Annotated in this window: 20 protein-coding genes; 8 read left to right on the forward strand and 12 right to left on the reverse strand. The window is 62.5% G+C overall.

Annotated features, from left to right (window positions below; all coding sequences use genetic code 11):
• The first annotated feature begins 9 nt into the window (after positions 1-9).
• On the forward strand, positions 10-696 hold the full coding sequence (locus GOX53_RS16840; protein WP_171178335.1) for a DNA alkylation repair protein: 687 nt from the start codon (positions 10-12) through the stop codon (positions 694-696).
• Here GOX53_RS16840 and GOX53_RS16845 read toward each other — a convergent pair.
• Positions 684-1,118 (reverse strand): hypothetical protein, encoded by a 435-nt coding sequence (locus GOX53_RS16845; protein WP_171178337.1) that lies wholly within the window; start codon positions 1,116-1,118, stop codon positions 684-686. The two genes, GOX53_RS16840 and GOX53_RS16845, sit on opposite strands and share 13 nt — an antisense overlap.
• Positions 1,119-1,208: 90 nt before the next feature.
• On the opposite strand from GOX53_RS16845, the gene moaA reads away from it, so the two are divergent.
• Both moaA and GOX53_RS16855 read left to right on the forward strand, forming a co-directional pair.
• On the forward strand, positions 1,209-2,216 hold the full coding sequence (moaA, locus tag GOX53_RS16850; RefSeq protein ID WP_171178339.1) for a GTP 3',8-cyclase MoaA: 1,008 nt from the start codon (positions 1,209-1,211) through the stop codon (positions 2,214-2,216).
• A gap of 1 nt (position 2,217) precedes the next feature.
• Positions 2,218-3,516, forward strand: coding sequence for a 3-deoxy-D-manno-octulosonic acid transferase (locus GOX53_RS16855; protein WP_171178342.1), 1,299 nt, complete (start codon positions 2,218-2,220; stop codon positions 3,514-3,516).
• A 72-nt stretch (positions 3,517-3,588) separates the two neighbouring features.
• On the opposite strand, the gene GOX53_RS16860 is transcribed toward GOX53_RS16855, so the two are convergent.
• The 6 genes from GOX53_RS16860 to GOX53_RS16885 are packed head-to-tail and all read right to left on the reverse strand — an operon-like array spanning position 3,589 to position 10,531.
• On the reverse strand, positions 3,589-4,752 hold the full coding sequence (locus GOX53_RS16860) for a M20 aminoacylase family protein (RefSeq protein ID WP_171178344.1): 1,164 nt from the start codon (positions 4,750-4,752) through the stop codon (positions 3,589-3,591).
• A gap of 22 nt (positions 4,753-4,774) precedes the next feature.
• Positions 4,775-5,938: a M20 aminoacylase family protein gene (locus tag GOX53_RS16865; RefSeq protein ID WP_171178346.1), complete on the reverse strand. Its 1,164-nt coding sequence runs from the start codon at positions 5,936-5,938 to the stop codon at positions 4,775-4,777.
• 15 nt (positions 5,939-5,953) lie between these two features.
• Positions 5,954-7,120: a M20 aminoacylase family protein gene (locus GOX53_RS16870; RefSeq protein WP_171178348.1), complete on the reverse strand. Its 1,167-nt coding sequence runs from the start codon at positions 7,118-7,120 to the stop codon at positions 5,954-5,956.
• 20 nt (positions 7,121-7,140) lie between these two features.
• Positions 7,141-7,536 (reverse strand): nuclear transport factor 2 family protein, encoded by a 396-nt coding sequence (locus GOX53_RS16875; protein WP_171178349.1) that lies wholly within the window; start codon positions 7,534-7,536, stop codon positions 7,141-7,143.
• Positions 7,537-7,539: 3 nt separating this feature from the next.
• A complete protein-coding gene (argE, locus tag GOX53_RS16880) occupies positions 7,540-8,706 on the reverse strand; it encodes an acetylornithine deacetylase (protein WP_171178351.1) in 1,167 nt (388 codons plus the stop codon).
• A 4-nt stretch (positions 8,707-8,710) separates the two neighbouring features.
• A complete protein-coding gene (locus tag GOX53_RS16885) occupies positions 8,711-10,531 on the reverse strand; it encodes an ABC transporter ATP-binding protein (protein ID WP_171178354.1) in 1,821 nt (606 codons plus the stop codon).
• 285 nt (positions 10,532-10,816) lie between these two features.
• Here GOX53_RS16885 and GOX53_RS16890 point away from each other — a divergent pair, with 285 nt between their 5' ends.
• The 3 genes from GOX53_RS16890 (at position 10,817) to GOX53_RS16900 (ending at position 14,599) form a co-directional block, all read left to right on the forward strand.
• On the forward strand, positions 10,817-12,523 hold the full coding sequence (locus GOX53_RS16890) for a peptide ABC transporter substrate-binding protein (protein ID WP_171178356.1): 1,707 nt from the start codon (positions 10,817-10,819) through the stop codon (positions 12,521-12,523).
• 95 nt (positions 12,524-12,618) lie between these two features.
• Entirely contained in the window at positions 12,619-13,626 is a 1,008-nt protein-coding gene (locus tag GOX53_RS16895; RefSeq protein WP_171178358.1) for an ABC transporter permease, read from the forward strand.
• On the forward strand, positions 13,619-14,599 hold the full coding sequence (locus GOX53_RS16900; RefSeq protein WP_171178360.1) for an ABC transporter permease: 981 nt from the start codon (positions 13,619-13,621) through the stop codon (positions 14,597-14,599). The genes GOX53_RS16895 and GOX53_RS16900 overlap by 8 nt, the downstream gene beginning before the upstream one ends.
• Positions 14,600-14,697: 98 nt before the next feature.
• Here GOX53_RS16900 and GOX53_RS16905 read toward each other — a convergent pair whose 3' ends face one another.
• From GOX53_RS16905 to GOX53_RS16925, 5 genes are all read right to left on the reverse strand, one after another.
• Entirely contained in the window at positions 14,698-15,987 is a 1,290-nt protein-coding gene (locus tag GOX53_RS16905) for a DUF3422 family protein (protein WP_171178362.1), read from the reverse strand.
• Between the two features lie 194 nt (positions 15,988-16,181).
• The gene (locus GOX53_RS16910; protein WP_171178364.1) at positions 16,182-17,615 is read right to left on the reverse strand and encodes an NAD(P)(+) transhydrogenase (Re/Si-specific) subunit beta; all 1,434 of its coding nucleotides are present in this window, start codon (positions 17,613-17,615) and stop codon (positions 16,182-16,184) included.
• Between the two features lie 13 nt (positions 17,616-17,628).
• Complete coding sequence (locus tag GOX53_RS16915; protein ID WP_171178366.1) at positions 17,629-19,200, reverse strand: Re/Si-specific NAD(P)(+) transhydrogenase subunit alpha; 1,572 nt, start codon at positions 19,198-19,200, stop codon at positions 17,629-17,631.
• A gap of 131 nt (positions 19,201-19,331) precedes the next feature.
• A complete protein-coding gene (locus GOX53_RS16920) occupies positions 19,332-19,781 on the reverse strand; it encodes an isoprenylcysteine carboxylmethyltransferase family protein (protein WP_171178368.1) in 450 nt (149 codons plus the stop codon).
• 193 nt (positions 19,782-19,974) lie between these two features.
• Positions 19,975-20,925 carry an MBL fold metallo-hydrolase gene (locus tag GOX53_RS16925; RefSeq protein ID WP_171178370.1) on the reverse strand — a complete coding sequence of 317 codons (951 nt, stop codon included), beginning with the start codon at positions 20,923-20,925 and terminating at the stop codon, positions 19,975-19,977.
• 123 nt (positions 20,926-21,048) lie between these two features.
• On the opposite strand from GOX53_RS16925, the gene GOX53_RS16930 reads away from it, so the two are divergent.
• Positions 21,049-21,801 (forward strand): SDR family NAD(P)-dependent oxidoreductase, encoded by a 753-nt coding sequence (locus tag GOX53_RS16930; protein ID WP_171178372.1) that lies wholly within the window; start codon positions 21,049-21,051, stop codon positions 21,799-21,801.
• Positions 21,801-22,433, forward strand: a complete 633-nt coding sequence (locus GOX53_RS16935; RefSeq protein ID WP_171178374.1) for a LysE family translocator — start codon at positions 21,801-21,803, stop codon at positions 22,431-22,433. Before GOX53_RS16930 ends, GOX53_RS16935 begins: the two co-directional genes overlap by 1 nt.
• The last annotated feature ends 69 nt before the right edge of the window (positions 22,434-22,502 follow it).

Raw genomic sequence — 22,502 nt, forward strand, 5'->3', positions numbered from 1 at the left:
GGCGGCACGATGCTCACCGCCTATTTTGACCAAATTAAAGCTCACGCCGACCCTGAACGCGCAACGCAGGTCGCCGCCTATCACAAGGCCGAGCGCTCCTATCTGGGTGTGCCGGTACCGGTCCTGAACGACCTGACCAAGGCGTGGCGGCGGGAGCTGTCGGTGGAGGATCGGGTGACGCTGGCCGACGCACTCTGGCAGACCAACATTCACGAAGCCCGTGTCGCCGCCTCCAAACTGCTGACGCAGGCGCGCATCCGCCCCGATGACGCCGTTTGGGATTTGCTGCAAGGCTGGGTGCCCGATTTCGACGGCTGGGCGGTGGCCGATCACGCGTGTTCAGCAATCCAGAAGCGGCTAATGGCCGATCCCGCGCGGCTGGATCAGGTCGAACTCTGGACCCAGTCGGATCACATGTGGACCCGCCGCGCGGCGCTGGTGGCCACCCTGCCCTGGACCAAACAGAACCACCCCAAGCCCGAGGATCTGGACCGCCGCGACCGCATCCTGGGCTGGGCGGCGGGCTATGTGCCTGACCGCGACTGGTTCATCCAAAAGGCCATCGCCTGGTGGCTGCGGGATCTGTCAAAACACGACGCCCTGCGGGTTCACGCCTTTCTGAAGGAACATGGGGATCAGATGAAGGCCTTTGCCCGCAAGGAAGCAGGCAAATACCTGAAGGTTCAGTTGGCGTAGACGTCCAACTCGACCAGTTGGTCGATCGGCTCCAACAGCGCCCGCATCGCATCCAGCGACAGCCTGCTGCCGGCGCCCGGATCACCCGGGACCGGGATCAGCGTCACATAAGCCTGCGCGCCAGTTTTCCGCGACACCACCCGGCCATTACGCTCAACCTGAACCAGCGGCGTCTCCATCCAGCGGCCCGGCTTGGTGGGGTCGCCAAGCCCGGCGATGGTCTGGCGTGCCCCGGTCCATCCGGGGCCTGCTGCGACTTGCTCAATGCCCCCGGCATCATCCACTTCGACAGCATCAACCGGCGCTTCGGCCACAACCGGTTCGGGCTGCGCGCCCGCACCGCCAAACAAACGATCAGAGGTCGCGCGGATGCTGTCGCAACCGGTCATCAGAACCAAAGAAACCAAAGCAACATATCTCATGCAACGGAGCCTAGCTGTGCCGTTGCCAATGTGCCAGCCAAATTGCGGTTGGCCCTTGCCGCAGGCATCCGCCCGCTTTACCTATGGCGCATGACTGCCCCACTGATCGATCCCTTCGCCCGCGCCATCACCTATCTCCGTGTCTCGGTCACGGACCGGTGCGATTTCCGCTGCGTCTATTGCATGTCGGAAAACATGACCTTTCTGCCCAAGAAAGACCTTCTGACACTGGAAGAATTGGACCGCATGTGTTCGACCTTCATCGGCATGGGGGTGGAAAAGCTGCGCATCACCGGCGGCGAACCTTTGGTGCGGCGGGATATCATGACCTTTTTCCAATCGATGACCCGGCATCTGGACAGCGGCGCGCTGAAAGAGCTGACGCTGACCACCAATGGATCACAGCTCCACCGCTTTGCCGATCAGCTTTATGCGGCGGGCGTGCGGCGGGTGAATGTCTCGCTTGACACGCTGGATGAGAAGAAATTCAGCGATGTGACCCGTTGGGGCCGCCTAAAACAGGTGCTGGGCGGCATCGACGCGGCGCAGAAGGCGGGGCTGAGGATCAAGATCAACGCGGTCGCGCTCAAGGGCTTCAACGAGGATGAGTTGCCCTCCATCACCGAATGGTGCGCCGAGCGGGGCATGGACCTGACCTGGATCGAGGTCATGCCGATGGGCGATATTGGCAACGAGGACCGGCTGGATCAATACTGGTCGCTCAAGGACGTGCGGGCCGAATACGAGAACCATTATCAGGTAACCGATCTGGCCGAGCGCACCGGCGGACCGGCCCGCTATGTGCGGCTGGAGGAGACCGGGCAGAAGATCGGCTTCATCACGCCGCTGTCCCACAATTTCTGCGAAAGCTGCAACCGGGTGCGCCTGACCTGCACCGGTGAGCTCTATATGTGCCTCGGGCAGGAAGACATGGCCGATCTGCGCAAACCCTTGCGCGATCACCCGGACAGCACCGAGCCGCTGCAGGCCGCCATCCGCGCCGCCATCAGCCACAAGCCCAAGGGGCACGATTTCGACTACTCCCGGCAACGGGCGGACGGTCAGATGTCGCGTCACATGAGCCATACAGGCGGCTGATATGTCCGCTGACGGCAGCCGCCCGACGCTGCTCTACTCCGTTTATCGCGGCGCAACGGCGGTACTCGCCCCGTTTGCCTGGACCACCGTGCGGCGCAAGCTGAGCCGTGCCGGAGTACCAGTCGAACGCCAGCAGGAGCGCCTCGGCCATGCCAGCCTGCCCCGCCCGCCGGGCCAGCTGATCTGGTTTCACGCCGCCAGCGTCGGCGAAAGCCTCTCGGTCCTGCGCCTGATCACCCTGCTTGGCGAACGGCTGCCGGGCGCGGAGTTCCTGATCACCTCCGGCACGCCCACCTCAGCAGCGCTGATCGCAAAACGCCTTCCGCCGCGCACCCGCCACCAGTACCCGCCGCTCGACGCCGTAGGGCCGGTCCGCCGCTTTCTCAGCCACTGGCGCCCCGACGCGGGCATCTTTGTGGAAAGCGAGTTATGGCCCCAGCTCATCGTCGAGGCTGATGCCGCTGGCATCCCGCTGGCCCTGCTGAACGCCCGGCTCTCGGACACATCGGTTGCGGGCTGGAAGAAACGCCCTAATACCGCCCGTTTCATCCTGAGCCGCTTCAGCCTGTTTCTTACCCAAAACGACAAGACCGCAGACAATCTCGTGGCCATGGGTGCCGACCCCAAGCTGGTGCGCCCCGGCACCAACCTCAAGGCCATGGCAGGCCCCTTGCCCGTGGATGAAACCACACTCGCAAAAATCCGCAGCGAGATCGGCACCCGCCCGGTCTGGGTCGCCAGTTCCACCCACTACGGTGAAGAAGAGGTGGTCCTGACCGCCCATGCCGAATTGCTGGAACACCACCCGGACCTGCTGCTGCTGCTGATCCCGCGCCATCCCGAACGCGGCGACGCGGTCACCGGGCTGATCGCAAAGGCAGGCCTCACCTGCGCAAGGCGCACGGAAAACGAGCCCGTCACCGAAAATACCCAGATCTATCTCGCCGATACGCTGGGCGAGACCGGCACCTGGTACGCGCTCTGCCCGCTGGTCTTCCTCGGCGGTTCCCTGCTGCAGATCGGCGGCCACAACCCGTTCGAACCGGCGCAGGCGGGCGCGGCAGTGATCACCGGCCCCGGCACCTACAATTTCGCCGAAACCTTCGCCCCGCTCATCGCAAACGGCGGCGCCGTCGAGGTCAAAACCGCCGAAGATCTAACGAACGCCGTCTCCCATTGGCTGCAGGACGAGGCATCCTTCTCCGCAGCTCGCACCGCCGCCAGCAGCTGCGTCACCCAGCAACAAGCCGCCCTCGACACCGTCATCGACACGCTCTGCGATCAGTTGTCCCTCAAATGACCCCACACCTTCATCTTTTTACAAGTACTCCGGGGAGCGCGAGGGGCTGGCCCCTCGCACCCGACCTCTCCATCACGCCGCAGGCATCCGCTGTTCGACAATCTCGGCCCACCAGCTGCACCCGGCCGGAATCGCCTCGTCGTTGAAGTTGTATTCCGGGTGATGCACCATCGCGGTGTCGCCATTGCCGACCAGAATGTAGGCCCCCGGGCGCTCCTCGAGCATGAACGCGAAATCCTCGCCCCCCATGACCAGCGGCGCCTCTTCGCACTCGCCCGAGACGGCCCGCGCCACAACAGCGGCGAACTCGGTCTGCTCGTCGCTGTTCACCATCACCGGATAGCCCCGGATATAGGTGATGTCCGCCGTACCGCCGAAGGTCGCCGCGATGCCGTTGCAGATCTCGCCAATCCGCTTTTCGGCCAGATCGCGCATCTCCTTGCTCATCGTGCGCACGGTGCCTTTAATCTGCACCGTCTGCGGGATCACGTTGAACGCCTTGGACGAGGTCTCGAACGAGGTGACCGAGACCACCACCTGATCGATCGGATCGGCATTGCGCGACGCAATCGTCTGCAGCGCCAGCACCGTCTGCGCCGCCATCACCGTGGTATCGACGGTTTCCTGCGGCTTGGCCGCGTGCCCGCCACGCCCCTCCAGCGTGATGTCGAATTGATCGGTGGCGGCAAAGAACGCACCGGGACGGATGGCGAACGAGCCAACCGGCCTGCCCGGCCAGTTGTGCATCCCGTAAACCTCTTGAATGTTCCAGCGCTCCATCATGCCGTCTTCACACATCTCGCGGCCACCGCCGCCACCCTCTTCGGCGGGCTGGAAGATCACCACCACGGTGCCGTCGAAATTGCGGGTCTCGGACAGGTATTTCGCCGCGCCCAGCAGCATCGCCGTGTGGCCGTCATGACCGCAGGCATGCATCGCGCCCGGCGTTTTCGAGGCATAATCCAGCCCGGTCGCCTCAAGGATCGGCAGCGCATCCATATCGGCGCGCAGACCGATGACCTTGCCCTTGCTGTCGGACTTGCCCTTGATCACGCCGACCACACCGGTGCGGCCAATGCCGGTGACCACCTCGTCACAGCTAAACTCCTTCAGCTTCTCGGCCACCAACGCGCTTGTGCGATGGGTTTCGAACAGGATTTCCGGGTTCTCGTGAATGTCTTGTCGCCATGCGGTGATTTCACCCTGCAACTCGGCAAAACGATTCTTGACTGGCATATCTTGTCTCTCCTTGGAATTCTCAAGCCGCCGGCATCCGGCGCTCGACCATTTCGGCAAACCACGAGCATCCCAGCGGGATGATCTCGTCGTTGAAATCGTATTCGGGGTGGTGCAGCCCGGCGCTGTGGCCATTGCCCAACATGATGAAGGCGCCCGGGCGTTCCTCGAGCATGAATGAGAAATCCTCGCCCCCCATCACCATCGGCGCCTCGTCGCAGCTGCCACCTACCGCAATCGCGGCCTCGGTGGCATGTGCAGTCGGCTCGGCGGCGTTGATCGTCACCGGCACGCCGCGCGAATAGGTGACTTCGGCATTGCCGCCGAACGTGGCGGCGATGCCCTGCACTACCTCACCAAGACGTTGCTCGATCAACTCGCGCATCTCGTTCGAATGGGTCCGCACCGTGCCGCGCAGACGGGCCGATTGCGGGATCACGTTGAACGCGTTCGAGGAGGTTTCAACCGACGTCACCGACAGCACCGCCTGCAGAATAGGATCGGCATTGCGCGACACGATGGTTTGCAGCGCGACGATGACCTGAGACAGCATCACGGTGGTATCTATCGTCTCCTGCGGTTTGGCGGCGTGACCGCCGCGGCCTTCGAGGTGTATGTCGAACTCGTCCGCTGCGGCCAGCAATGGGCCAGAGCGGATGGCGAACTGTCCGGTGGGCAGCCCCGGCATGTTGTGCATGGCATAGACCTCCTGAATGCCGAACCGGTCCATCAGCCCGTCCTTGCACATCGCCCCGGCGCCATTGCCGCCCTCTTCGGCGGGCTGAAAGATCACCACCGCCGTGCCGTCAAAATTCCGCGTCTCAGCCAGGTATTTCGCAGCCCCCAGCACCATTGCCGTGTGGCCGTCGTGACCGCAGGCATGCATCGCGCCCGGCGTCTTCGAGGCGTGGTCCAGCCCCGTCTGCTCCTGCATCGGCAGGGCATCCATGTCGGCACGCAGGCCGATCACCCTGCCTTGTGTATCCGTCTTGCCACGGATCACGCCGACCACACCGGTTCGGCCAATGCCGGTCACCACCTCGTCACAGCCGAAAGCAGCCAGCTTTTCCGCCACCAGCGCGCTGGTACGGTGGGTGTCATAGAGGATCTCGGGGTGCTCGTGAATGTCGCGCCGCCAGGCGGTGATCTCGCCACGCATCTCCGCAAGGCGGTTCTTGATCGGCATATCTGTCTCTCCCTGTCACGCCACCGGCATGCGCCGTTCCACCAATTCCGCAAACCAGCTGCACCCGGCGGGAATGGCACCGTCATCAAAGTTGTAGGCGGGGTGATGGCACATGGCCGTGTCCCCGTTCCCGATGAAGATATAGGCGCCGGGCCGTTCTTCCAGCATGTAGGCGAAATCTTCTGACGGCATGATCGGGTCGGTGTTCGAATTTACCTTGCCGGCAACCGCTTCGGCCGCTTCGGCGGCGTGGCGCGTCTCGGTCTCGGAATTGACCGTGACCGGATAGCCAGGGGTCCAGGTCACCTCGGCCCTGGCCCCGAAGGCAGAGGCGGTGTCTTCGGCGATCCGGCGCACCCGTTCCTCAGCGATGGCGCGGTATTCCGGGTCCAGCGTGCGCACCGTGCCAAGAAGGCGCGCGGTATGGGCGATCACGTTCGAGGCCACGCTGTCGGTTTCGAACGTGCCCACCGTCAGCACCACCCGCTTGACCGGATCGACCGTGCGCGCCACCACCGATTGCAGGGACACCACGATCTGCGAGGCGACCAGCGTGGTGTCCACCGCGTCATGAGGCGCCGCCGCATGGCCGCCCTTGCCAGTCACGACGATCTCGAACTCGTCGGACGAGGCCAGCAGCGCGCCGGGTCGGATGGCAAACTCGCCCACCGCCATGCCGGGCATGTTGTGCATGCCATAAACCTCCTGAATACCCCAGCGCTCCATCAGCCCGTCCTGACACATGGCAAGGCCTCCAGCGCCGCCTTCTTCGGCGGGCTGAAAGATCAGCACGGCGGTGCCGTCGAAATTGCGCGTCTCGGCGAGGTACTTCGCAGCACCCAGCAACATCGAGGTGTGGCCGTCATGGCCGCAGGCGTGCATCTTTCCGGGCACGCTCGAGGCATAATCGAGCCCCGTCGCCTCTTCGATCGGAAGCGCGTCCATATCGGCGCGCAGGCCGATCACGCGGCCCTTACTGCCGCTCTTGCCCTTGATCACTGCCACCACACCGGTCTTGCCGATGCCGGTGGTGATGTCATCGACGCCAAAGGATTTCAGCCGCTCGACCACGAAGGCCGCGGTTTCATGCACGTCATACAGCAGTTCCGGATGGGCATGCAGATGGCGGCGCCAGCCGGTAATCTCGTCATGCATATCGGCCAGTCGGTTCTTGATCGGCATATCCGGTCCTCCCTCCTCGTTTACCTTGAACTTCCGGCGTATTTGTCACCAACATCTTCGCGCACCGGATGGGTGTCGTAGTAGATCCGCATGGCCACAAACCTGTCGCCGGGCCCAAAGGTGAAATGATCCACGCCTTCAAATACGATCTGCTCGCCGCTGTTCAAAACCCATTCGTATTGAAAACGAGCCGCTGCGGTTCGACCGCCTTCACCGAACAGAACATCCAGGACCGTAAGCTTGCTTGATGCCGAAGCTGCATCGAGTTTGGCGAAAAACTCAGGTGCCTTCATGATCCCCAGAAACGGAGAATGAACGTCGGCATCCGGCGCGAAGAGCTGCAGAATAGCGGGGATGTCACCGGCGGTCAGGGCTTCGAAATAGGAGTGTATTCTTTCTGACCGCGCCGCTGACATGCCTCACTCCACTAATCGGTCCAGCAATCGTTCCATGAACTCATGGCCCGCGTTGAATTGCTCCACCGTGATGAACTCGTTTGGCTGATGCGCCTGTGCGATGTCGCCGGGGCCGCAGATGACGGCGGAGTAGCCTGCTTCCTGGAACTGCCCGGCCTCGGTGCCGTAGCTGACCACATGCGTGGCGTTGTCGCCGGTCAGGGTACGCACCAGCGTCTCTGCCTCGCCGCCATTCTCGGGCTGTAAGGCGGGGACGGCGAATTTCTCGGTCACGTCGATGCGGGCCTCGGGATGCACCGCCTGCATCTGAGCCTCGACCTCGCGCACCTGATCCAGATAGGCCTCACGCCAGATCTCGGGCACCTCACCGGGCACGGTGCGGAAATCCATCATGAAACGGCAATCCTTGGCGGTGATATTATGCGCGGTGCCACCTTCGATCATGCCCACATGGCAGGTGGTCCAGGGCGGATCGAACATGGCCGCGACGCCCATCGGCTGGGCCGCCATGTTGCGCGCGTTTCTCTGGTTGGCCCAGTCGATCAGCGGCGCGGCGGACATGACGGCATTGACGCCCGTGTGCATGATCGAGCTGTGAACCTCATACCCCACCACATGAGTGTCAAAGCCGAACCCACCCTTGTGCCCGGTGACCGCCTGCATCATCGATGGCTCGCCAACGACAACCGCCGAACCCTTGGGCAAGACGTCTTGCATCGCAACAATCATCGGCGGGGCACCGGTGCAGCCCACCTCTTCGTCGAAACTCAGCGCCAGTTGCAGCGGGCGCTTGATCCCGCGGTGCTGTGCCTCGACCAGAGCCCATATCGCCAGCGCGTCGAAGCCTTTCATGTCGCAGGTGCCGCGCCCGAAATACTTGCCGTCGCGCTCGGTCACGGTGAACGGATCGCTGTCCCAGGGTTGGCCATCGACCGGCACCACATCGGTGTGCCCGGAAAGGACAATCGCACCCTTTTCCACAGGCCCGACATGGGCAAACAGCGCAGCCTTGTGCGGTTGATCCGGGTCGGGCCAGCGATGCGCGGTGATGCCGTGGCTGACCATATAATCCTCGACCCAGTCGATCAGCGGCAGGTTGGTGTCGCGGCTCACGGTGGGAAAGGAGATCAGCTTGGTCATGATCTCCAGAGGCGTCAGGCGCTGGGACATCGGATCAATACCCGCTGTCAGTGGTCAGGATGTAGTGCCCCGGCTCGACCTCGCGGTATTCCGACGGTTCCGGCTTGTAATCCAGAGGATGAATTGGCGACGGGATCGGTTTGAAATTCAAGTCTTTTTCCGATTTCCTCTTGTTCGGGTCGGCGATCGGCACCGCTTTCATCAGCGCCTGCGTATAGGCATGCTGTGGGTTCTCGAAGACGCGCGCACGGGGGCCAAGCTCGACGATGCGGCCCAGATACATGACACCCACATGATGGCTGACGCGCTCGACCACGGCCATGTCGTGACTGATGAAGAGATAGCTGAGCCCCAGCTCGGCCTGCAACTCCATCATCAGGTTCAGCACCTGCGCCTGCACCGACACGTCCAGCGCCGAGACCGCTTCATCCGCGATGATCAGCTTGGGGTTCAGCGCCAGAGCCCGCGCGATGGCAATCCGTTGGCGCTGGCCACCCGACATCTCATGCGGAAAGCGGCGCATGAAGCTGCGCGGCAAGTGTACCCGGTCGAACAGGTTCGCCACCCGATCCTGCAACTCCGATCCCGAGGCAACGCCATAGTTCCGCATCGGCTCGGCCACCTGATCGACCAGCTGCATCTGCGGATTGAGCGAGGCGAACGGGTCCTGAAAGATCATCTGCATGTCCAGACGGGCCTGCCGCAGGCCTTTCTGGTCCAGCTTCATGATATCGACGCCGTCCAGATTGACCTCACCCGCCATCGGCTCGACCAGCCGCAGGATCGAGCGGCCCGCCGTCGACTTGCCGCAGCCGGATTCGCCCACGAGGCTGAGCGTCTGGCCCTTGTTCAGCGTAAACGACACATCCTCGACCGCGTGCACGTTCGAGATGGTGCGCCGCAGCAGCCCGCCTTTGACCGGGAACCTTGTGGTCAGGTTCTTGACCGTCAGCAGCACCTCTTCGGTGCCTGGGATCGGGTCGATATTCTGGCCTTCGACCCCCAGCAGCTTCATCGGCTCGGGTGCCGCCTTGCCGCGCATTTCGCCCAGCTTCGGCACTGCCGCCAGCAGGGATTTGGTGTAGTCGTGCTGCGGGTTCTCGAAAATCTCGTTGACCGTGCCCTCTTCGACCTTGTTGCCGCGGAACATGACCACCACGCGGTCGGCCATCTGCGCCACGACGGCCATATCATGGGTGATGAACATCACCGCCGTGCCGGTCTCGCGCTTGAGCCGGTCCATCAGAGCCAGAATCTCGGCCTGAATGGTCACGTCCAGCGCCGTGGTCGGCTCATCCGCGATCAGCAGGCGCGGCTCACAGGCCATCGCCATGGCGATCACCACCCGCTGACGCATCCCGCCCGACAGCTCGTGCGGATACTGCCGCAGCCGCCGCTCGGGTTCGGGAATACGAACCTGCCGCAGCAATTCCAGCGCGCGCGCCTCGGCATCGGTCTTGGACATGTCCCTGTGGATGCGCAGACCTTCGGTCAATTGGCGGCCCACGGTAAAGACCGGATTCAGCGCCGTCATCGGCTCCTGAAAGATCATTCCGATCTCGTTGCCGCGAATCTGCTTCATCAGATCCTGATCCATATCGGCCAGATTCGCCTCGCCGCCGTCACGGCGATCAAAGAGCAGTTCACCACCCGCAATCTCGCCACCGCCGAATTCCACAAGCCGCATCAGAGACAGAGACGAGACCGACTTGCCTGACCCGGATTCGCCAACGATACAAACCGTTTCACCCGGTTTCACCTCAAACGAAACATCTTCGACGCCGACAACAGGGCCGTCCTTGGTCTGAAATTCGACACGCAGTTTCCTGATCTGTGCAATAGGCTGATCCAGCACGTGTGCGCTCCCCTTGGCCGCCCCTGATGGTTGAGAGCCAAACGCTAAGGCCGCGAGGCGGGGAAAGTCAAATCCATTGCGGTTTTTCCCGACGGCAAGGCTTGCAATTTTCCAAAACTCTGTTTCGATACAGCTCGTAACCGTTCTGGGGGAGAGAGCGACATTCACGGAACGCAGCCTGCGTTTCGATTTTGTTTCAACAGTTTGAACCCGAAACGGCAACGCCAAATCCGCAGGCACTGCGGAGATAATCGAGACACGTAAGTGTCCAACATGGAGTGTATAATGAAAGTCAAAGCTCTTTTACTCGGCGCGATTGCGAGCACGGCGCTGGCCCCCGCGGCCTTTGCCGAGCGCGGATCGGACGGCAATGTCAGCATTATCTACTGGCAGGCCCCGTCGATCCTGAACCCGTTCCTGTCGGGCGGCACCAAGGACGTCGAATCCTCGTCGCTCGTCATCGAACCGCTTGCCCGTTACGACCAGGACGGCAACATGGTGCCTTATCTGGCCGCCGAGATTCCGACCGTCGAGAATGGCGGCGTGAGCGAGGATCTGACCTCGATCACCTGGAAGATCGCGCCAGGCATCACGTGGTCCGACGGCACTCCGTTCACCTCGGCTGACGTGAAATTCACTGCCGATTACTGCATGCATCCCGAAGGCGGCTGCGCGCAGGTGACCAAGTTCGAAGGCGTGACCTCGGTCGAGGCGCTGGACGATCTGACCGTCAAGGTCACCTTCGACAAGCCGACCCCCTTCCCATACGGACCCTTCGTGGGCGGCGAAAGTCCAATTATTCAGGCCGCTCAATTCGCTGAGTGCATGGGCGCCAAGGCCCCCGAATGCACCACCGAGAACTTTGGCCCTATCGGCACCGGCCCGTTTGTCGTCACCGAGTTCAAGCCGAACGACGTGATCACCATGAAGGCCAACGACAACTATCGTGACCCGAACAAGCCGGCGTTTGCGACGCTGACCTTCAAGGGCGGCGGCGATGCGACTGCGGCCGGCCGGGCCGTGATGGAAACCGGCGAGTTTGACTATGCCTGGAACCTGCAACTGGCGCCGGAAGTGATCGCGCAGATGGAAGCAGGCGGCAAAGGCGTTCCGGTGGCAGGCTTCGGCCCGCTGGTTGAACGCATCATGCTGAACCAGACCAACCCCTCGCCCGATCTGGCCGAAGGCGAACGCTCGACCGCCACACATCCGCATCCGTTCCTGCAGGATCCGGCCGTTTACAAGGCGATGTCGCTGGCCATCGACCGTCCGCTGCTGGTTGAAATTGGCTATGGCAAGGCCGGTCAGGTGACCTGTAACTGGGTTCCCGCGCCTGCTGCGGTGAACTCGACCACCTTCACCTGCGACCAGCAGGACATCGAAGGTGCCAAGAAGCTGCTGGACGATGCGGGCATCGTCGACACCAATGGTGACGGCGTGCGCGAAAAGGACGGCGTGCCGCTCAAGATCGTCTATCAGACCTCGACCAACGCGGTGCGTCAGGACTTCCAGGCGCTGATCAAGGAGTGGTGGAGCCAGATCGGCATCGAAACCGAGCTGCGCAACATCAACGCATCCGTGTTCTTCGGCGGTGACCCGGGTTCGCCCGACACCTTCCAGAAGTTCTATGCCGACGTTGAAATGTACGCCAACACCTTCAACGGCACCGACCCGCAGTCCTATCTGGGCAACGGCCTGTGCGACAAGGCACCCAAGCCGGAAAGCCAGTGGCAGGGTGAGAACATCAGCCGCTTCTGCAACGAAGAGTTCGACCAACTGCACGCGCAACTGGCCGAAACCGCCGATGCAGACGCCCGGGCCGAGATCGCCCGTCGTCTGAACGACATCATGGTGGAAAACGGCGGCATGATCCCGCTGGTGCACCGTGGCCGTATTTCCGCACACTCGACCACGCTGGGCGGTGTGGTTCTGAATGTGTGGGATAGTGAGCTGTGGAACGCAGCTGACTGGTTCCGCAAGACCGGTTCCTAAGCGTTAGTCTTGCAATGCCGCGCTCCGGTCTCTTTCGGGGCGCGGCCTCTGGCATCTGACTCAAGAAAAAGACTCATAAACAAAGGCGCACCCGAATGCTGACCTTCACCATCCGCCGTCTGGTCCTTGCCGTTCCGACGCTTTTGTTCATCAGTCTTGTGATCTTCCTGTTACTTGAGCTTGCCCCGGGCGATCCCATGGCGCAGGTGCCACTGACGGTGCCTCCGGACGTCAAGGAAAAGATGCGCGAGGCGCTGGGGCTGGGCCAGCCGATGCATATCCGGTTCTGGAAGTGGATCGTGCAGTTCTTCTGGATCGAGCCGCAGGTGCTGATCGATTCGATGTTCGGCACCACCTTCTCGCAAGGCGACTTGCGGGTGATCTCGTGGCAGACCCGCTCGCCGGTGATGGACATCGTCGTGCAGCGCATCCCGCAGACTCTGTGGGTTGTCGGCACAGCTTATGTCGTCGCCATCCTGATCGCCCTGCCAATCGGCATCTATTCGGCCTACCGCCAGTATTCATGGTTCGATCAGGCCGGTACCTTCGTGTCAATGGTGGGCTTTTCTGTGCCGCCCTTCTTCTCCGGGGTTCTGGTCATCGTGATCTTCTCAGTTCAGTTGGGTTGGTTCCCGTCGATCTATGACACGACGCACCGGGTCGACGACTGGGACAGCTTCGTCTACCAGCTCAGGCAGATGATCATGCCGGTGATGGTGCTGGCGCTACAGATCACCGCGCAGCTCAGCCGGTTCATGCGCGCCTCGATGCTGGACAACCTCAACCAGGACTATGTCCGCACCGCGCGCGCCAAGGGTCTGAGTGAATATACCGTGGTCATGGTGCATGTCCTGCGCAACTCGATGATCCCGGTTGTCACTGTGATCGCGCTGGGAATTCCGGCCATTTTCGGCGGTGCCATCATCACCGAGCAGGTGTTCAAGGTGAATGGCATCGGCCAGTTGCTGATCGGCGCCATTCAGGCCAATGACCTGCCAATGGTGCAGACGCTCACCTTTATCTTCGCCGTGCTGATCGTGCTTTTCAATCTGATCGCCGACGTTCTCTATGGTATTCTGGACCCGAGGATCCGCTATGACTGATAAGGATCGCACAGACACACTGGTCCCCGACGAGGGGCTCGCCCCGGCCTCGACCGCCCTGCCGACCACCGACGTGATGGAGGAGTTGGCGACCCCACCCCGCAGCCAATGGCGGGATGTCTGGGATCAATTCAAATCGCACAAGGGCGCGATGCTGGGCGCGATGCTGTTCATCTTCATCGTCGCTGGCGTCTATCTGGGGCCATACCTGTGGAGTATCGATCCCACGCAGATCGACATCCGCGCACGCAATCAGGGGCCAAGCTGGGCGCACCCGTTCGGAACCGACCAACTGGGCCGCGATATCCTGGCGCGGATGATGTCCGGCGGGCAGACCTCGGTCTCGGTGGGCATCACCGCGATGCTGCTGGCGCTGTTCCTGGGCTCGTTCATCGGGGTCGTCGCCGGTTTCTTCAGACGGCTGGACGGGCCGCTGATGCGCCTGACCGATCTGTTCCTGGCCCTGCCCCTGCTGCCGCTCCTGCTGGTCATGATGCTGCTCTTCCGCGAGCCCCTGTCCGCCGCCTTCGGCTTGGAGCGCGGGATTTTCATCCTGATCGTCTGTGCCATTGGCATCACGTCCTGGATGCCGACCGCAAGGATCGTGCGTGGCGATGTTCTCGCGATCAAGGAGCGTGAGTTCGTGCTGGCCGCCCGATCTATCGGCACCAGTAACTCGCAGATCATCACCCGGCACATCCTGCCCAACGTGCTGTCACCGATCATGGTGTCGGCAACGCTGGGGATTGCAACCGCAATCATCACGGAAAGTGCTCTGTCCTTTCTGGGTCTCGGCTTCCCGCCTGACTTCCCGACATGGGGCCGGTTGCTGTTCGACGGTGTCGACTATCTGCAGCAGTACCCCGAGCGGGTGTTCTGGCCCGGTCTGGCGATCTCACTGACCGTGCTGAGCGTGAACTATCTTGGCGACGGGCTACGCGATGCGCTGGACCCGAGGATCCGGGGGCGCTGAGCCGAAGCATTGCGAAGACATGGCGGCCGCTCCGCTTGGGGCGGCCGTTTTCTTTTGCGTATTTTTGGCAAGAAGAAGCAGGGGGTGGGTAAGGCCGGTCAGGTTTGCCGCGTGTCCAGCCGTTTGCGGATACGCCGGATCGACCACCAGACGGCGGCAACGACCGGCAGGGTGATCAGGGCCGTGAGTGTGCCCTTGCTGATCCCGGCCGCGGTGAGTGGGTAGAGCAGATAGCCGGCCAGTGACACAGCGTAATAGCTGATCGCCACGACCGACAACCCCTCGACCGTGTGCTGAAGGCGCAGCGCCAGTGCGGAGCGGCGGTCCATGCTTTCCAACAGCGCCTGATTCTGGGCACTGCGCTCCACATCGACCCGGGTGCGCAGCAACTCTCCAGCGCGGATGGCCCGGTCTGACAGCGCGCGCAGGCGGGTTTCCGTGGATTTGACGGTGCGGATCGCGGGCTCGTATCGCCGCACCATGAAGTCGGAGAACGTCTGGCGCCCCTCGAACCGGTCTTCGCGCAGGGCCTCGACCCGCCGGGTCACGATGGCCTCATAGGCGCCGGTCGCGCCGAAGCGGAAGGTGCAGCGGGCTGCCATGGTCTCAAGCCTTGTGGAGGTCGAGAGCAATTGCGGCAGCAGTTCCTCGGGGCCGGCGTCGCCATCGGTCATCTCGGTCATCAGCTCCGTCAGCCGGCTATCGAGCTCACCGAGTTCAGGGGCCAGTTTCTTGACCCGGGCAAAGCCCAGCATCGACATCGCCTTGTAGGTCTCGATCTCGCACAGGCGCTGGATGATCTGCCCGGTACGCTGACGCCCGGTGCCTTCCGAGGTAAAAACGGCGAAACGCATATGCCCCGCCGGGTCGATGCGAAAGTCACTGGCGGCGACTGCCGCATCGTCCAGCACCCGCGCGGCGGCGAGGCTTTCGGCAGCGAACCACTCCGACAGGCTCGCATTGATCTGATCGTTGGCGGGGCACGGTGCCACCCGCATCAGGATCGAAGTCACCCGCTGACCGGGGCTGTCCGCCAGCCAGTCGGGCGGGAAGATCTCGAAATCGGCGGGGTTGAAGGCGCGGTCGCTGACGCCTTGGGAAAAGGCGGTGTAGGTGACGAACTCGGTGTGCTGTTCCCATTTCAGCCAGTGCCGCCCGATTTGCCCGGAATAATGCGTGGCACCGGGCTGAGGATGCGGGGCACCGTGCCGGTCGAGCAGGCTCAGCAGATGTGCCCGATCCTGCTCGCGATCGCGCCCGGCGGCGTTGACCGGCTGTTTGATGGCCAGAAACACAACCGTGCACGGGGCCGCAGACGACGGAAAGGGCCGCGCGTGCAGCTCGTTGGCCAGCGCATAGCGCAAGGGATGGTCGTCTATCGGTGTCATCGGCGGCTCCTGCAGATCCGCGCCACTATACGCAGTATCGGAAATACATCAATTCTCTTTTGTTTCAGTTACTTACCGGGATACCAAAGTATACACCCCATGTGAGCGCCACCAGTATGGGATCAGAGCGGGTGAGACTCCCGAAAGAAAAAGGGCGCCCCGAAGAGCGCCCTGATTAAATCACTGCCCTGCCGTCAGTTGATCATGGGCAGCAGCTTGTCGAGGCTGGCCTTTGCATCGCCGTAGAACATGCGGGTGTTCTCCTTGAAAAACAGCGGGTTCTCGATGCCGGAGTAGCCGGTGCCCTGACCGCGTTTCGACACGAAGACCTGCTTGGCCTTCCAGCACTCCAGAACCGGCATCCCCGCGATGGGAGAGTTCGGGTCATCCTGCGCCGCCGGGTTCACGATGTCGTTCGAGCCGATGACGATGGCCACATCTGTTTCCGGGAAGTCCTCGTTGATCTCGTCCATTTCCAGAACGATGTCATAGGGCACCTTGGCCTCGGCCAGCAGCACGTTCATGTGCCCCGGCAGACGGCCCGCAACGGGGTGAATGGCGAACCGTACCTCTTTGCCCTGCGCGCGCAGTTTGCGGGTCAACTCGCTGACCGCCTGCTGCGCCTGCGCCACCGCCATGCCGTAGCCGGGGATGATGATGACGCTATCGGCGTCGTTCAGCGCCGCAGAAACACCGTCGGCCTCGATGGCGATCATCTCGCCCTCGACCGCCATCTGCTCACCCTGCGGGCCGCCGAAGCCGCCGAGGATCACGCTGACGAAATGCCGGTTCATCGCCTTGCACATGATGTAGCTGAGGATCGCACCGCTTGAGCCCACCAGCGCGCCCACCACGATCAGCAGGTCGTTACCCAAGGAGAAGCCGATGGCGGCCGCCGCCCAGCCTGAGTAGGAGTTCAGCATCGACACAACCACGGGCATGTCGGCGCCGCCGATACCCATGATCAGGTGATAGCCGATGAACAGTGACGCCAGCGTCATCAGGAACAGCGGGAAGAAGCCGCCGGTGTTGAAATACCAGATCAGGCAGAGGAACGAGAGCGCCGCCGCGCCCGCGTTCAGCATGTGACCGCCCGGCAGTTTCGTGGCCGCCGAGGTTACCTTGCCCGCCAGTTTGCCATAAGCGATGACCGAGCCGGTAAAGGTGATCGCACCGATGAAGATACCAAGGAACAGTTCGACCCGCAGGATGCTGATCTCGGCGCTGCTTTTCTTGGCCAGAAGCGCGGCAAAGCCCTCAAGCGCCTTCTTCCCGGTGTCGTCCATGAGCAGAACGCGGCCTAGTTCGAAATGCGCGTTGAAACCCACGAAAACCGCAGCCAGACCGACCAGCGAGTGCATCGCCGCCACAAGCTGCGGCATCTCGGTCATCTGCACACGCTGCGCAACATAGGTGCCAATAAAACCGCCGCCCGCGATCAGCAGCAGCGACAGCAGCCACAGGCCCGAGCCCGGACCAGCCAGCGTTGCAAAGACCGCCAGCGCCATGCCGACGATGCCGTACCAGACCGCACGCTTGGCGCTTTCCTGGTTCGACAGGCCGCCGAGCGAAAGAATGAAGAGAACAGCCGCGACAACATAGGCGGCGGTGGTGAAGCCAAATTCCATCTACCCGGCCTCCTTAAGATTTCTGGAACATGGCGAGCATGCGCCGGGTTACGAGGAAGCCGCCGAAGATGTTGATCCCGGCCATGAAGACGCTGAGCGCCGCCAGCAGGATCACCAGGAAGGACCCCGACCCGATCTGCATCAGCGCACCCAGAATGATGATCGACGAGATCGCGTTGGTCACCGCCATCAGCGGAGTGTGCAGCGAATGCGACACGCCCCAGATCACCTGAAAGCCCACGAATACGGCCAACACGAACACGATAAAGTGCTGCATGAAGCTGGCCGGCGCGATGGCCCCCACCAGCAGCATCAGCGCACCGCCGACGGCCAGCAGCGTCACTTGGCTTTTGGTCTGCTGCTTGAACTCGGCAACCTCCTGCGCCCGCTTTTCTTCCGGCGTCAGCTCCTTGACTTCCTTTTTGGGCTGAGCGGCGATCGCCTGCACCTTGGGCGGCGGCGGCGGGAAAGTGATCTCGCCGTCAAACGTCACAGTCGAGCCCCGGATCACGTCGTCTTCCATGTCGTGATTGACCTGCCCGTCCTTCTCGGGCGTCAGGTCGGTCATCATGTGACGGATGTTGGTGGCATACAGTGACGAGGATTGCGCCGCCATCCGGCTGGGGAAGTCGGTGTAGCCGACGATGGTCACGCCATTGTCGGTGACAACCTTTTCGTCGGCCACCGTGCCTTCGACATTGCCGCCACGCTCGGCGGCCAGATCAACGATCACCGAGCCCGGCTTCATCGCGGCGACCATATCCTCAAGCCACAGCTTGGGCGCCTCGCGGTTGGGGATCAGGGCGGTGGTGATGACGATATCCATTTCCGGAGCCAGTTCGCGGAACTTGGCCAACTGTGCGTTGCGGAATTCTTCCGACTGCACGCTGGCATACCCGCCGGTGGCGGCGCCATCCTGCTGCTCTTCCTCGAAATCCAGATAGACGAACTCGGCGCCCATGGATTCGACCTGCTCGGCCACTTCGGGGCGCACGTCGAAGGCGTAGGTGATCGCACCCAGCGAGGTCGAGGTGCCGATGGCGGCCAGGCCGGCCACGCCCGCGCCCACGACCAGCACCTTGGCGGGCGGCACTTTACCGGCGGCGGTCACCTGACCGGTGAAGAAACGGCCAAAGTTGTTGCCCGCCTCGATCACCGCGCGGTAGCCCGCGATATTGGCCATGGATGACAGCGCGTCCATCTTTTGCGCGCGCGAGATACGTGGCACCATTTCCATGGCGATCACGTTGGCGCCCTTGGCTTTGGCGGCCTCCATGCCCTCTTCGTTTCCGGCGGGATTGAAGAAGGAAATCAGCGTCTTGCCCTTGGTCAGGCGTTTCAGCTCGGTGGCGTTCGGCTGGCGCACCTTGGCGACGATATCGGCCGTTTTCCACAGGCTTGCCGCCGTCTTGACGACCTCGACACCGGCGGCCTTGTACGCCTCGTCCGAGAACCCGGCAGCCGCACCGGCCCCGGTTTCGATGGCGCATTCATAGCCCAGTTTTTGCAGCTGCAGCGCACTGTCCGGGGTCATCGCCACCCGGTTCTCGCCGTCAAAGATCTCTTTCGGTGTCCCTATCTTCACCAGTCGGGTCCCCCTAATTTTCAGTCAGGCCAAGCAGAAGGTCAGTATTGTTTGCCAAGCAAACATGTATCTCGCGCAAGATTATTTCGCAAGTGCAGCATTCGGAACGTCAGATCATGGTCCGATTTCCCCTACACCCAGCGCCGCGTCTTGCGTTCATAGCGGGCGAAATCGGCCCGGAACGTGCGGCGCAGACGGTCCTCTTCAGGGAGGATAAAGCGGCGTTCCAGCACCCAGGCAAAAACCGGAATCAGTACCAGCGACAGCACCGCATCAAAGCGCAGGACAAGGCCGGTCAGGATCAGCACGTCCCCCAGATAGATCGGGTTTCGGCTGCGCTTGTAGATGCCGGTCTGCACCATGGCCGACGGTGTTTCATGCGGGATGATGGTGGTGCGGTGGCGGCGGAACTCGACCACGGCGAGGACCATCAGCAGCACCCCGCCGCCGATCAGCAGACCGCTCACAAGATCGGTAAACCCACCCTCCAGAGACAGACCGAACGACAGGTGACGCGACTGGAGCCAGGCCAGAACGGCAAAGCCAACCAGCCAGACCGGCGGCAGATCAATTCGGCGCATGCGCGGTCTCCGTCGCCCGAATTGCAAATGTCTTCATGCCGTTCATGCGGGCCTTCTTATCTGTTTCAGTGGGGGAAGTGCATGTCGCGTGCCCGGGATCGCCAAGAAAAGAACGGTTTTGCCGGACCGGAGGGACAAGCAGGATGATCTCCTGCCGTTGACGTGACGGCAGAACACCGGTTTGCCTGCGGACCTATTCCCACTCCATCTCTTCAAAGACACGCCCCGCATTCTTGGTCGCCAGTTCTTCGAACGTGTCCAGATGGGCCCAGTTGGACTGATCCACATAATAGGCCTCGGCCAGATCACCGCCCGCATCGATATGCGCGCCCACTTTTGCACGCAGGTCCTTGAGATACGCGAGGGTATAGCGCCGCACCTGTTCGAAATTGGTCGGGTGGCCGTGGCCAGGGATGATGTAGGTGGGGGCGATGGGTTCCAGCCGGGTCTCCCAGGTCTCGATCCAGCAACTGGTGCAGGTGTGTTCGAAGATCGGCAGCATACGCTCGTGAAAGGCGATGTCGCCGGCGATCATGATCTCCCATTGCGGGATCCAGACCTGCGTATCACCGGGATCATGCGCGGGGCCAAGGTGCAGTGCCCTGATCTCGATCCCACCCAGAGTGAGCACGTACTCATCCTCAAATATCAGGTTGGCATGTTCGACCCGCGTGCCCTCGGCCCGTTCCTTGTTGTAGCGTCGCATCCCCTGCAGGATGAAATCTCCGTTCTCGCGCGTCTCAGTCACCGCGTCCGCATGGGCCAGAACATCCACCCCCTGATCGCGCCAATAGCCGTTGCCCAGCATGGCATGACCCTGCCCGTTCTCGTTGATGACCAGAACCACCGGCTGATCGGTGACCAGCCGGATCTCGTCATGCAGGGCGGCGGCAAGTCGGTCGGAGGCGCCGGAGTTGATCACCACCACGCCTTCGCCGGTCACGATGAACGAGAGGTTGTTGTTGTGCCCGGCATTCTCGTAGGTCGGCGGCGCGGTAGCACCGATGGCGGAATAGACATGCGGGATCACCTCGACCGGTTTCGAGTACAGCTCGGATTGCGGGTACTGGTCGGCAATGTCTTCGCTGGCAAAGGCCGGAGCGGCGAGTGCGGCCAACAGCAGGACGGACAAGGTTTTGGTCATCAGACCTCCTCAGGGATTCACAATTACATTCACATCTTTGCATTTAATGTGCACCCGTGGGACGGCGCGTCTTGTCACAGGCAGCGCAACCTATAGGGTTCGGGTCAGCAAGGAGGAGCACAGATGACACTCGACGGGAAACACGCGCTGGTGACCGGCGGCGGCACCGGGATCGGTCTGGCCATCGCGCGGGCACTGGCAGCCGAAGGCGCGACCGTGACCATCACCGGGCGGCGACAGGAGGTGCTGGATCAGGTCGCAACCGACCGCATCACTGGCATGGCGATGGATGTCCGTGACGAAGAGAGTGTGGCTAAAGGCATCGCTACGGTCGCTGAAGCGCGCGGGCCGATCCAGATCTGTGTCGCCAATGCGGGCATCGCCGTCGGCAAGACGCTGCAAAAGACCGACATGAGTTTTTGGCGCGACATCATGGCCACCAATCTGGACGGCGCGTTCCTGACCATCCGCGAGAGCCTGCGGTCTATGCTTGAGACGGACTGGGGCCGGGTGATCTCGGTCGCCTCGATCGCCGGGCTGCGCGGCACGCCGGGAGCTGGAGCCTATGCGGCCTCGAAACATGGGCTGATCGGGCTGACCCGCAGCTATTCCGAGGAATTCCTCGGCACCTCCTACACGTTCAACGCGCTCTGCCCCGGTTATGTGGACACCCCGATTGTCGAGCGCAACATCACCTCGATCTCTCAGCGCGCGGGGCTGTCGCAAGACGATGCGCTCAAGGTCATGACAGATCAGAACCGCCACAAGCGTCTGATCCTTCCGGAAGAGGTCGCGGCGGCGGCCCTGTGGCTGGTCCGCCCCGGCTCGCAGAGCATCAACGGGCAGTGTATCGAGATCGCGGGCGGTCAGACCTGATGGGCACGACCGAGGCCATCGTGGGGTTTCTCGTTGTGAACGTGCTGGCCTGGATCACACCGGGGCCGAACATGATCGCGGTGATCAGCGCCTCGCTCAGTGGCGGGCTGCGGGCGGGGCTGGCGACCGCGGCCGGGCTGGCGCTGGCCTCGGTGATCTGGGCCTCGCTCGCGGTTCTGGGGGTCTCGATCCTGTTCGAGCTTTTCCCATGGGCGGTGCAGGCGTTGCGGCTGACAGGCGCGGCCTATCTGTTCTGGATCGGGGTCCGCTCCTTGCGGTCCGCTTTACAGGATGTACCACCGAGCACACCGGAGCGTGCACGCCTGTCCTGGCGCAAGGCCTTTCGGCGCGGGCTGCTCGTCAGCATGGGCAATCCCAAGGCGGCGCTGTTTTACGGCTCGATCCTTACTGCGTTTGTTCCGGCCCATGCCTCGGCACCGGTTCTGATCGGTGTGGTGGCGGTCTGCGGGGTGCTGGCCATGCTGCTGCACACGATCACCGCGACGCTGTTCTCGACGCCGCAGGCCATGGCGGCGTTCGCACGCGGGCGGCGGGCCATTGATGCTCTCTTTGGCCTGATCTTGACCGGGCTGGGCGGCACAGTGATCTGGTCGGTCCTGCGCCGAAGTTGAGGCCGCCGTAGTAGACAGACCGCGCCCAATCGGCTAGGTCAGGAAGCAATTACTTCAAGCTTAAAATAT

It is taken from the genome of Ruegeria sp. HKCCD8929, assembly GCF_013031405.1.
Lineage (GTDB): Bacteria > Pseudomonadota > Alphaproteobacteria > Rhodobacterales > Rhodobacteraceae > Ruegeria.

Excerpts from the sequence above, each read along its gene's own strand:
- GOX53_RS16840 (WP_171178335.1), top strand. The coding sequence starts at position 10 with ATGCTCACCGCCTATTTTGACCAAATTAAAGCTCACGCCGACCCTGAA.
- GOX53_RS16845 (WP_171178337.1), bottom strand. The coding sequence starts at position 1,118 with ATGAGATATGTTGCTTTGGTTTCTTTGGTTCTGATGACCGGTTGCGAC.
- moaA (WP_171178339.1), top strand. The coding sequence starts at position 1,209 with ATGACTGCCCCACTGATCGATCCCTTCGCCCGCGCCATCACCTATCTC.
- GOX53_RS16855 (WP_171178342.1), top strand. The coding sequence starts at position 2,218 with ATGTCCGCTGACGGCAGCCGCCCGACGCTGCTCTACTCCGTTTATCGC.
- GOX53_RS16860 (WP_171178344.1), bottom strand. The coding sequence starts at position 4,752 with ATGCCAGTCAAGAATCGTTTTGCCGAGTTGCAGGGTGAAATCACCGCA.
- GOX53_RS16865 (WP_171178346.1), bottom strand. The coding sequence starts at position 5,938 with ATGCCGATCAAGAACCGCCTTGCGGAGATGCGTGGCGAGATCACCGCC.
- GOX53_RS16870 (WP_171178348.1), bottom strand. The coding sequence starts at position 7,120 with ATGCCGATCAAGAACCGACTGGCCGATATGCATGACGAGATTACCGGC.
- GOX53_RS16875 (WP_171178349.1), bottom strand. The coding sequence starts at position 7,536 with ATGTCAGCGGCGCGGTCAGAAAGAATACACTCCTATTTCGAAGCCCTG.
- argE (WP_171178351.1), bottom strand. The coding sequence starts at position 8,706 with ATGTCCCAGCGCCTGACGCCTCTGGAGATCATGACCAAGCTGATCTCC.
- GOX53_RS16890 (WP_171178356.1), top strand. The coding sequence starts at position 10,817 with ATGAAAGTCAAAGCTCTTTTACTCGGCGCGATTGCGAGCACGGCGCTG.
- GOX53_RS16895 (WP_171178358.1), top strand. The coding sequence starts at position 12,619 with ATGCTGACCTTCACCATCCGCCGTCTGGTCCTTGCCGTTCCGACGCTT.
- GOX53_RS16900 (WP_171178360.1), top strand. The coding sequence starts at position 13,619 with ATGACTGATAAGGATCGCACAGACACACTGGTCCCCGACGAGGGGCTC.
- GOX53_RS16905 (WP_171178362.1), bottom strand. The coding sequence starts at position 15,987 with ATGACACCGATAGACGACCATCCCTTGCGCTATGCGCTGGCCAACGAG.
- GOX53_RS16910 (WP_171178364.1), bottom strand. The coding sequence starts at position 17,615 with ATGGAATTTGGCTTCACCACCGCCGCCTATGTTGTCGCGGCTGTTCTC.
- GOX53_RS16920 (WP_171178368.1), bottom strand. The coding sequence starts at position 19,781 with ATGCGCCGAATTGATCTGCCGCCGGTCTGGCTGGTTGGCTTTGCCGTT.
- GOX53_RS16925 (WP_171178370.1), bottom strand. The coding sequence starts at position 20,925 with ATGACCAAAACCTTGTCCGTCCTGCTGTTGGCCGCACTCGCCGCTCCG.
- GOX53_RS16930 (WP_171178372.1), top strand. The coding sequence starts at position 21,049 with ATGACACTCGACGGGAAACACGCGCTGGTGACCGGCGGCGGCACCGGG.
- GOX53_RS16935 (WP_171178374.1), top strand. The coding sequence starts at position 21,801 with ATGGGCACGACCGAGGCCATCGTGGGGTTTCTCGTTGTGAACGTGCTG.